At 62.9% G+C, this 9,395-nt stretch carries 8 protein-coding genes, 1 tRNA gene and 1 pseudogene; 4 read left to right on the forward strand and 6 right to left on the reverse strand.

Annotated elements, in window-relative coordinates:
• From AUC71_RS17495 to AUC71_RS06700, 5 genes and pseudogenes are all read right to left on the reverse strand, one after another.
• Positions 1–263, reverse strand: a pseudogene (locus tag AUC71_RS17495) (LON peptidase substrate-binding domain-containing protein); the annotation flags it as partial.
• Between the two features lie 273 nt (positions 264–536).
• Positions 537–1,802: an ATP-dependent Clp protease ATP-binding subunit ClpX gene (gene clpX, locus AUC71_RS06685; protein ID WP_069623647.1), complete on the reverse strand. Its 1,266-nt coding sequence runs from the start codon at positions 1,800–1,802 to the stop codon at positions 537–539.
• 295 nt (positions 1,803–2,097) lie between these two features.
• Positions 2,098–2,748 carry an ATP-dependent Clp endopeptidase proteolytic subunit ClpP gene (clpP, locus tag AUC71_RS06690; RefSeq protein WP_069623648.1) on the reverse strand — a complete coding sequence of 217 codons (651 nt, stop codon included), beginning with the start codon at positions 2,746–2,748 and terminating at the stop codon, positions 2,098–2,100.
• 138 nt (positions 2,749–2,886) lie between these two features.
• Entirely contained in the window at positions 2,887–4,305 is a 1,419-nt protein-coding gene (tig, locus tag AUC71_RS06695; RefSeq protein WP_069623649.1) for a trigger factor, read from the reverse strand.
• A 76-nt stretch (positions 4,306–4,381) separates the two neighbouring features.
• A tRNA-Leu gene (locus AUC71_RS06700) sits at positions 4,382–4,466 on the reverse strand.
• Between the two features lie 258 nt (positions 4,467–4,724).
• Here AUC71_RS06700 and AUC71_RS06705 point away from each other — a divergent pair.
• The 4 genes from AUC71_RS06705 to AUC71_RS06720 are packed head-to-tail and all read left to right on the forward strand — an operon-like array spanning position 4,725 to position 8,664.
• Entirely contained in the window at positions 4,725–5,759 is a 1,035-nt protein-coding gene (locus AUC71_RS06705) for a cysteine synthase A (protein WP_069623650.1), read from the forward strand.
• A gap of 21 nt (positions 5,760–5,780) precedes the next feature.
• The gene (gene sseA, locus AUC71_RS06710) at positions 5,781–6,632 is read left to right on the forward strand and encodes a 3-mercaptopyruvate sulfurtransferase (RefSeq protein ID WP_069623651.1); all 852 of its coding nucleotides are present in this window, start codon (positions 5,781–5,783) and stop codon (positions 6,630–6,632) included.
• A gap of 39 nt (positions 6,633–6,671) precedes the next feature.
• Positions 6,672–7,844: a cystathionine beta-lyase gene (metC, locus tag AUC71_RS06715; RefSeq protein ID WP_069623652.1), complete on the forward strand. Its 1,173-nt coding sequence runs from the start codon at positions 6,672–6,674 to the stop codon at positions 7,842–7,844.
• Between the two features lie 28 nt (positions 7,845–7,872).
• Positions 7,873–8,664 (forward strand): SDR family NAD(P)-dependent oxidoreductase, encoded by a 792-nt coding sequence (locus AUC71_RS06720; RefSeq protein WP_069623653.1) that lies wholly within the window; start codon positions 7,873–7,875, stop codon positions 8,662–8,664.
• A gap of 5 nt (positions 8,665–8,669) precedes the next feature.
• Here the strand turns inward: AUC71_RS06720 and AUC71_RS06725 are convergent, their stop codons facing one another.
• Entirely contained in the window at positions 8,670–9,248 is a 579-nt protein-coding gene (locus AUC71_RS06725; protein ID WP_141701509.1) for a sodium:calcium antiporter, read from the reverse strand.
• Positions 9,249–9,395: the final 147 nt, after the last annotated feature.

Genomic DNA, 9,395 nt, shown 5'->3' on the forward strand with positions numbered 1-9,395 from the left:
TTCAGAAGCTGAACGGACCGAGGCGAGCGTGCCCATGTCGTAGATGCCGTCGGCGGTCGGCTCGTCATCGGACGCGTTCTTCTGGGCGACGAGCAGAATCTGCTTGTCGGTGCGCATCACTTCTTCAGCGCCGCGATCGATTTCTCGCGACCGACGAAGAGCGGCACGATCATGTAGGGGAAAACCACAATGTCGCGAAGCGGAAGCACCGGATAGAGTTCCGGGGCGCCTTCGATGATCTCGGACGGGTTCGTTTCGGTCATGATAGTTCCGTCGCTTTCTTTTTGAACGGACCAAGCGCCGTTTCGCGAAGCCCTGCCTTAGTTCCCCTCCCCCAAGATCGCCTTCCGGAGATACATTGTCCCGGCATTTGCCGAGCCAAGCACTGCGTCATCTTGGCCCGCCGGGCACCGAAAGGTGGCGATCACTCGGGCCCCCGTCAAGGTAGGCCGCTGTTTTCTGCGCTGACCCCCGAATTCCCCTCGATTTGAGTAGGATTCGCGCGCCCCTTCAAGCAGGGATTGGCGGGAATGCGGTCAGGCGCTGGACCCGACCTCTTCATGCCGCTCGGAGTAGATGCGCAACGGCCGGGCCTTGCCGTCCACCACCTCGGCGCTGATCACGACCTCCTCGACCCCATTCATGCTGGGCAGCTCGAACATGGTGTCGAGTAGGATGCCCTCCATGATGGATCGGAGGCCGCGGGCGCCGGTCTTCCGCTCGATCGCCTTCTTGGCGATGGCGAGCATCGCTTCCTCGGCAAAGGACAGTTGCACGTCCTCCATCTCGAAGAGACGCTGGTACTGGCGAACAAGCGCGTTCTTAGGCTCCGTGAGAATGCGGATCAGAGACTCCTCATCGAGGTCGTCCAGGGTCGCGATCACCGGAACACGGCCGATGAACTCCGGGATGAGACCGAACTTCAGCAAATCCTCGGGCTCGATTCCCCGAAGGACGTCGCCGGTGCGGCGCTCATCGACGGCTTCCACATTGGCGCCGAAGCCGATCGACGTGGACCGGCCGCGCGCGGAGATGATCTTCTCGAGCCCGGCAAAGGCGCCGCCGCACACGAACAGGATGTTCGTGGTGTCGACCTGCAGGAACTCCTGCTGCGGGTGCTTGCGTCCCGCCTTGGGGCGCACCGAGGCCACAGTGCCTTCCATGATCTTCAACAGCGCCTGCTGTACGCCCTCGCCCGACACGTCGCGGGTGATGGACGGGTTGTCGGACTTGCGGCTGATCTTGTCGACCTCGTCGATATAGACGATGCCGCGCTGGGCGCGCTCGACATTGTAGTCGGCCGACTGGAGCAGCTTCAGGATGATGTTCTCGACATCCTCACCCACATAGCCAGCCTCCGTAAGCGTCGTGGCGTCGGCCATGGTGAAAGGCACATCAAGGATGCGGGCGAGCGTCTGGGCGAGCAGCGTCTTGCCGCAACCCGTGGGCCCGATCAGAAGAATGTTCGACTTGGCGAGCTCGACGTCCGAATTCTTGCCGGAGTGGTTCAGCCGCTTATAGTGGTTATGCACGGCGACGGAGAGCACGCGCTTGGCGTAATCCTGGCCGATGACGTAGTCGTCCAGGACGGAGCAAATTTCCATCGGGGTCGGCACGCCATCGCGGGACTTCACGAGGGAGCTCTTGTTCTCCTCGCGAATAATGTCCATGCAAAGCTCGACGCATTCATCGCAGATGAACACGGTCGGGCCAGCGATAAGCTTGCGAACCTCGTGCTGACTCTTGCCGCAGAAAGAGCAGTAGAGGGTGTTCTTCGAATCCGTTCCGCTCACCTTGCTCATTCTATCTATCCGATTGTTTTTGGTTTCAATTCAACGCTGGTGCCCGCACCAGCTATCTTGGTCCCGCCTTGCAAAGTGTGAGCGACTCCCTTTGAAAGCTGCCCGACGCGCAATCTGAGCATGCTAGGGCGCCACTGATCAAGGATTGATTAATCGCGCGAATCCCAGGAGTGCACACCTTTCCCAGACCCTTGGAAGGGTGCATGGACCATGCCGGTATGACCACGGCAAGGCCCGGGCTTGGCAATTTGACGGTTACGCCTAACAGGCCTCAATCACGGCTTTCCAATGGCGGTTACGGCGACGGCGGAACGGTCTCCCCTTTGTCTCCAAGGGGATGACGCTTCGAGATCACCTCATCCACGAGGCCGAACTTCCGGGCGTCCTCCGCAGACATGAAGTAGTCACGGTCGAGGGTTTTCTCAATAGTCTCGTAGTCCTGCCCCGTGTGGTGGACATAGACGTCGTTGAGGCGCCGCTTCATCTTGATGATGTCCTCGGCGTGGCGCTCGATGTCGCTGGCCTGACCCTGGAAGCCGCCCGGAGGCTGATGGAGCATGATGCGGGAGTTCGGCAACGAATAGCGCATGCCCTTCTCGCCGGCGCAGAGCAGCAGCGAGCCCATGGACGCCGCCTGGCCGATGCAGAGCGTGGCGACCGGAGGCCGTACGAACTGCATCGTGTCGTAGATCGCCATGCCGGAGGTCACCACGCCGCCCGGCGAGTTGATGTACATGGAGATCTCCTTCTTGGGGTTTTCGGCCTCCAAGAAGAGAAGCTGCGCGGTGATGAGGGACGCTACATGGTCCTCGATCACGCCCGTGACGAAGATGATCCGCTCTTTCAGCAGGCGGGAGTAGATGTCGTAGGCGCGTTCGCCGCGGTTGGTCTGCTCGACCACCATGGGGACAAGCGTGCTCATGTATGTCTCGGCCGGGTTGTTCATGAATGTCCTGCTTTTCGGGCTTGGTGAGCCAGTCGGGGCCGACCGGCGAATCTCCCAGGATCACCCTACATATGAGGTCGGGCCCGGAAACGGAAGAGGCCAGATGCCGCCTTTGAGCGGGCTGCCCGGCCTCTTTATTCAGCCATGCTTGTGATCGTGGTCATGATCATGGTGGTGATCGTGGTCATGCTCGTGATCGTGGTGGTGATGGCCGTGCCCGCCGTCCGGATCGGCGTAGAGCTCCTCGAGGGTCACTTCCTTGTCGGTCAGCTTGGCGAGCTCGAAGATGTAGTCCACCACCTTGTCCTCGTAGATGGGCGCCCTGAGCTCGGCCAGGGCCTGGGGGGTGTTGCGGTAAAAGTCGTAGACCTGCCGCTCCTGACCCGGGAACTGCCGGATGCGCTCGATCAGGGCCTTGTTGACCTCCTCGTCGCTGACCGTCACCTCGTTGCGCTGGCCGATCTCCGAGAGCAAAAGTCCAAGCCGGACACGCCGGGCGGCGATGTCGCGGTATTCCTCCTTGGCCTTGTCCTCGGTGGTGTCCTCGTCCTCGAAGGTCTTCTTGGCGTGCTCGAGGTCCTTGGTCACCTGATCCCAGATCGCCTGAAACTCATTGTCGACCAGGGTCGGCGGCAGCTCGAACGTATGGCCTTCGTTGAGCGCGTCGAGCAGCGCCCGCTTCATCTTTTGACGTGAGGCAAGCGCGCGGTCCTGCTCCATGCGCGCCTTCACCGTTTCGCGCATCTGCGCGACCGATTCCACGCCGAGGCTCTTGGCGAAGTCATCGTCGAGCGTAGGCGTCTCCGGCGCGGCCACCTCCTTCACTTTAACTTCGAACGTCACCGCCTTGCCGGCGAGCTTGGCTTCCGGGTAGGCCTCCGGGAAGGTTGCCTCGATCACCTTCTCATCGCCCGCCTTCACACCCGTCAGGCCTTCTTCGAAGCCGGGAATGAAACCGCCGGCGCCGAGCGTGATGGGCGCATCCTCGGCGGTTCCGCCCTCGAAGGCCTCGCCGTCGAGTTTGCCGACAAAGTCGATGGTCACGCGGTCGGCCTTCTTGGCCGCCCCGGCCTTTGGCTTGTAGTTCTGGTTGGTGGCGAGGATCCTGTCGATCGCCTCATCGATGTCCTTGTCACTCACCGGGCGCAAGGGACGGTCAAGGGTGATCGTGCTGAGATCCATCACCTCGACCTTGGGCAGCACCTCGAAGGTGAGCGTGTAAGACAGATCGCCGGTGCCTTCGAAGATCTGATTGATCTCGGCCTCGTCCTCGGGCAACGCCACCTTCGGCTGGAAGGCCGGGCGTTCCTCGCGCTCCGACAGGGCCTGCTGGCTCGTCTCGGTGACGGCCTGCTGCACGACCTCGGCCATGACCGAGCGGCCATAGACCTTGCGGAGATGGTCCTTCGGAACGTGGCCGGGGCGGAAGCCCTTGATGCGCGCCTTGCCCTTGAGCTCGTCGAGGCGCGAGGAGAGCCGCTGCTCCAACTCATCGGCGCCGACTACCACTTTCAACTCGCGGCGCAGACCTTCAGTATTTGTCTCGGTCACGTTCATACTGTCTCAATCCACCATTTTTCCGGCGCCACGCGGCGCTCTCAATCCATCCAACAACACTGGACCAACGCTTGATTGGTGCGGGCGGAGGGAGTTGAACCCCCACGGCCGAAGCCACCAGAACCTAAATCTGGCGTGTCTACCAGTTCCACCACGCCCGCCTAAAGGGTTCGCGCACCGCGCCGGCCACGTCTCGCGGTCTATATACACAGCGGGTTTCCCGGCTGCTAGGGCCGATACCCCGCCCATCCGGTCTTCCTTGGCTCGCCTCAACGCTACGGTCCCAACCATGCTCCCCAGCCGGCATCCCGTGGAACCGGATGCCCGTCAGCGCCCGTTTCGTGGGATTTCCCCGACTTGCGGGGGCCGACCGGCCTCATTAGGTTGCGGACGAACCAGATTCCCGAAGGCTCTCCCCCGTGACCTACCGCAACGGCATTCTCGAGGCGATCGGCAATACGCCGCTGATCAAGCTCAAGCGCGCGTCCGAAGAGACGGGCTGCACGATTCTGGGCAAGGCCGAGTTCTTGAACCCCGGCCAGTCGGTGAAGGATCGGGCCGCTCTGTTTATCATCCGCGATGCCATGAATGCGGGCCGGCTCAACCCGGGCGGAACGGTCGTGGAAGGCACGGCCGGCAATACGGGAATCGGGCTCGCGCTGGTCGGCAACGCGCTTGGGCTCAAGACGGTGATCGTCATCCCCGAGACTCAGTCCGACGAGAAGAAGGACATGCTGCGCCTCACCGGCGCCGAGCTGATCCAAGTTCCGGCGGTGCCATACAAGAACGACAACAATTACGTGAAATATTCCGGTCGGCTCGCCGAGGCACTGGCCAAGACGGAGCCGAATGGCGCCATCTGGGCCAACCAGTTCGACAACGTGGCGAACCGGCAGGGCCATATCGAGACGACGGCTCAGGAGATCTGGCGCGACCTCGACGGCAAGGTGGACGGCTTCATCTGCGCCGTGGGGACAGGCGGCACCCTGGCGGGCGTCTCCATGGGCCTCAAAGAGCACAACTCCGACATCGTCATCGGCTTGGCCGATCCCATGGGCGCGGCGCTCTACAACTACTACAAGCACGGCGCGCTCAAGTCCGAAGGCAGCTCGATCACCGAAGGTATTGGCCAGGGCCGCGTCACCGCCAATCTCGAAGGGGCCAAGGTCGACGAGGCCTTCCAGATCCCCGACGCCGAGGCCCTGCCGGTCGTATTCAATCTCTTGAGCGAGGAAGGCCTGTGCTTGGCGGGTCGAAGCGGCATCAATGTCGCAGGCGCGATCCGGCTCGCCAAGGCCATGGGGCCGGGCCATACCATCGTCACGGTGCTCTGCGACTACGGCACGCGCTATCAAAGCAGGCTGTTCAATCCGGAATTCTTGCGCGAAAAAGGATTGCCGGTCCCCGAATGGCTCGACCGGCCCGAGGCCGCCGCGCCCACCGTGTTCGTTTAGAAAAAGTACGGAGAAGATATTTTGACGACGCCGAAGACATGGCTGATTGAGACCGATGAGCTCGAGCGCGAACTGGACGCGCCGGATTTCGTAATCATCGATGCCACCTGGTACATGCCGGATGAGGGCAAGAACGCACGCGAGGAGTACCTGGCGGAGCACATCCCCGGCGCGATCTTCTTCGATATCGACGAGATCGCCGACACCAACTCTCCTCTCCCCCACATGCTGCCGTCGCCGGAAAAGTTCTCCTCGCGCATGCGCAAGATGGGGATCGGCGACGGTCAGCGGATTGTGGTCTACGACCGGCACGGCATGTTCAGCGCGCCGCGAGTGTGGTGGATGTTCCGCGTCATGGGCGCCGACGAGGTAAGCGTGCTGAACGGCGGCCTGCCGAAATGGAAAAGCGAGGGACGCCCACTGATGATGGGTGAACCCAATGCGCGCACGCCGCGTCACTTCACCTCCCGGCGCAATCTCGATCTCGTGCGCGATGTAGACGACATGAAGTCCGTCATCCACGACAAGTCCGCGGACATTGTCGATGCGCGCTCGCCTGAGCGGTTTGCCGGCACCGTTCCGGAGCCGCGCGCAGGCTTGCGGTCCGGGCACATTCCCGGCGCGCAGAATGTGCCTTACGGCCAGTTGCTGAACGCGGACGGCACGCTGAAATCGACCGAGGAGCTCAATGCGATTTTCGCCGCCGCCGGCGTCGAACCGCACAAGCCCGTGGTGACGAGTTGCGGCTCCGGCATCACCGCCTGCGTGCTGGCGCTGGCGCTGGCGGAGACCGGTCATCGCCGCGCTTCGGTTTATGACGGTTCGTGGACCGAATGGGGCGCGGATGACAGTCTTCCCATCGAGACGAGCTAAAGCCCCTCGCAACGCCCCTCGCCTCGTTGAGAGGCTTCCATGAGCACGTCCAAAAAATCTCAAAAGCAGGATACGCGGCTGGCTCATGCGGGCCGTGATCCGGCGCGCTTCGACGGCTTCGTCAACACGCCGATCTATCGCGGCTCGACGGTGCTTTATCCGACGCTTCAATGCCTGGAGGCGAACGACCAGGACTACAGCTACGGCCGGCTGGGCACGCCGACCGTGGACGCGCTACAGACAGCGCTTGCGGAACTCGAAGGCGGGCACGCGACGCTGCTGACACCGTCCGGCTTGTCGGCGATTTCGGCAACGCTGCTCAGCTTCGTTTCAAGCGGCGACGACATTCTGGTTTCCGACAGCGTCTACCGCCCGACCCGGCGCTTCTGCGAGAACGTGCTGAAGCGACTGGGGGTCGCCACGACCTATTACGATCCCCTGATCGGCGGCGGCATTGCAGGCTTGCTCACGGACAAGACCAAACTCGTGTTCACCGAGTCGCCCGGCTCGCAGACCTTCGAGGTTCAAGACATTCCGGCCATCGCCGAGGCTGCGCATAAGCGCGGCGCCGTGGTGATCATGGACAATACGTGGGCGACACCGCTCTATTTCAAACCGTTCTCCCACGGCGTCGACGTGTCGATCCACGCGGCGACCAAATATATCGTGGGCCATGCGGACGCCATGCTCGGCGCCATCACCACCAACAAGGCGACGCGTGCGGCCGTGGCCAGGACGCACGACGAGCTAGGGCTGTGTCCCGGGCCCGAGGATGTCTATCTGGGCTTGCGGGGTTTGCGGTCGCTGAGCGTACGGCTTGCACGCCATCAGGCTTCGGGGCTCGAGATGGCCGAATGGCTCGCGGGGCGCCCTGAGGTGGCGCAGGTCATCCATCCCGCGCGGCCCGGCGATCCCGGCTATGCTTTGTGGCAACGGGATTTCACCGGCGCGTCCGGACTGTTCTCGATCGTGCTCAAGCCTTGCTCGCAAAAGGCGCTCGCCGCCATGCTCGACGGCCTTACGCTGTTCGGTATGGGCTATTCATGGGGCGGCTATGAAAGTTTGATCCTGCCCTTCGACCCGCGCAGCTACCGCAGTGCGACGACCTGGCAGGTGGAAGGGTCGGCTTTGCGTCTCCATATCGGGTTGGAGGACGTCGAGGATCTGAAGGCGGATCTCGATGCGGGCTTTGCCAGACTGGCCAAGGCCTGAGCGGCAGCACCGGACAAGAGAGGCGTTCATGGATTTGCGACTGGACGGCAAGCGCGCGCTTGTCACCGGCTCCACGGCCGGTATCGGCTTTGCGATCGCCAAGGGCCTGGCGCAGGAAGGCGCCGAGGTCATCGTCAACGGCCGCACGGCCGGTCGTGTGACGGAGGCGGTCGAAACTCTCAACGCTGAAACGGGCGGCAAGGCGACCGGCGCCGTTGCCGACCTCGGCAGCGCGGACGGCGCCGCCAAGCTCCTGGAAGAGGCCGGGGACGTCGACATTCTCGTGAACAATGTCGGTATCTTCGCGCCGGTTCCCTTCACGGTGATTTCCGATGATGCGTGGCAGGAGATTTTCGACGTCAACGTGATGAGTGGTGTCAGGCTGTCCCGCGCGCTGGTCCCCGGCATGGTGAAACGCGGTTGGGGCCGCATCATTTTCATCTCGAGCGAGTCCGGCATCCAGACGCCGCAAGAAATGGTGCACTACGGCGTCACCAAAACCGCGCAGCTTGCCCTGTCGCGCGGTATCGCCGAGAGCGTCGCCGGTACGGGCGTCACGGCGAATGCGGTCCTCCCGGGCCCCACCCGATCCGAAGGCGTCGTGGATTTCATGGAAAAGCTGGCGGACACGCAGGATGTCGACCGCGAGACTTTCGTGCGCGATTTCGCGAAGACCATAAGACCCTCGACCCTGATCGGCCGTCTTGCGGAGGCGGAGGAGGTTGCCAATCTGGTGGTGTTTCTCTGCGGCGAAGGCTCCTCCGCGATCACCGGCGCCTCGCTCAGGGTCGATGGCGGCGTAGTGCGGAGCATCGTCTAGGCGGCTTAGCCGAAATGATAGAAGACGCCGAGCGTCATGGCGTAGACGGCGAGCACCAGCGCGGAGTCGATGCCCATGCCGAAGATGGTGCGGTGTGAGCGGATGAGCAGTCCGGCCAGATAGATCGCGGTGACGAGCACGCCGGAGATCAGCGCGAAGGCGGTGGCTTGATCGAGGGCGCCGAGGATCGGCGCGCCGCTATAGGCGAGATCCGCGGGCAGGACGAGCGCGATCATCAGAAGATTGCTGCCGAAAATGTTGGAGATCGCCATGCTGTAGGCGCCGATGCGCACAGCGGCGAGCGTCGTGCTGACTTCCGGGAGCGAGGTGGCGGTGGCAAGCAGTGTCACGCCGACGAAGCTGGTGCTGAGCCCGCTCTGCTCTGCGATCGCCGCGGCGGTCGAGGTGAGCACAAGCCCGCAGACGAGGATGGTCAGCGCCAGAAGCGCGAAACCCCAGACCAAGCGGGAGAACGGCACCTTGTCGAGGGCTCGCGGCGCCACTTCGCCGATCAGAGGCTCGGCGGTTTCGGGCACTTCGACCGGCATCCAGGTCTGCTTCTTATCGTAGTCACGCAGTATCACGACGATACCCACATAGGCGAGTCCGAGCAGCAACGTCCCCAGGCCCACCCCGAACGGCAAGGCAACTTCGCGACCGCATGGAGTCCGAGCAGCATGGCCAGCAGGCGATCAGGAGCGTGGCTTCGAGCGCGGAGCCAGGACCGCGCG

This window comes from Methyloceanibacter marginalis (assembly GCF_001723295.1).
In the GTDB taxonomy this organism is placed as follows: domain Bacteria; phylum Pseudomonadota; class Alphaproteobacteria; order Rhizobiales; family Methyloligellaceae; genus Methyloceanibacter; species Methyloceanibacter marginalis.

Excerpts from the sequence above, each read along its gene's own strand:
- clpX (WP_069623647.1), bottom strand. The coding sequence starts at position 1,802 with ATGAGCAAGGTGAGCGGAACGGATTCGAAGAACACCCTCTACTGCTCT.
- clpP (WP_069623648.1), bottom strand. The coding sequence starts at position 2,748 with ATGAACAACCCGGCCGAGACATACATGAGCACGCTTGTCCCCATGGTG.
- tig (WP_069623649.1), bottom strand. The coding sequence starts at position 4,305 with ATGAACGTGACCGAGACAAATACTGAAGGTCTGCGCCGCGAGTTGAAA.
- metC (WP_069623652.1), top strand. The coding sequence starts at position 6,672 with ATGAGCACGTCCAAAAAATCTCAAAAGCAGGATACGCGGCTGGCTCAT.
- AUC71_RS06720 (WP_069623653.1), top strand. The coding sequence starts at position 7,873 with ATGGATTTGCGACTGGACGGCAAGCGCGCGCTTGTCACCGGCTCCACG.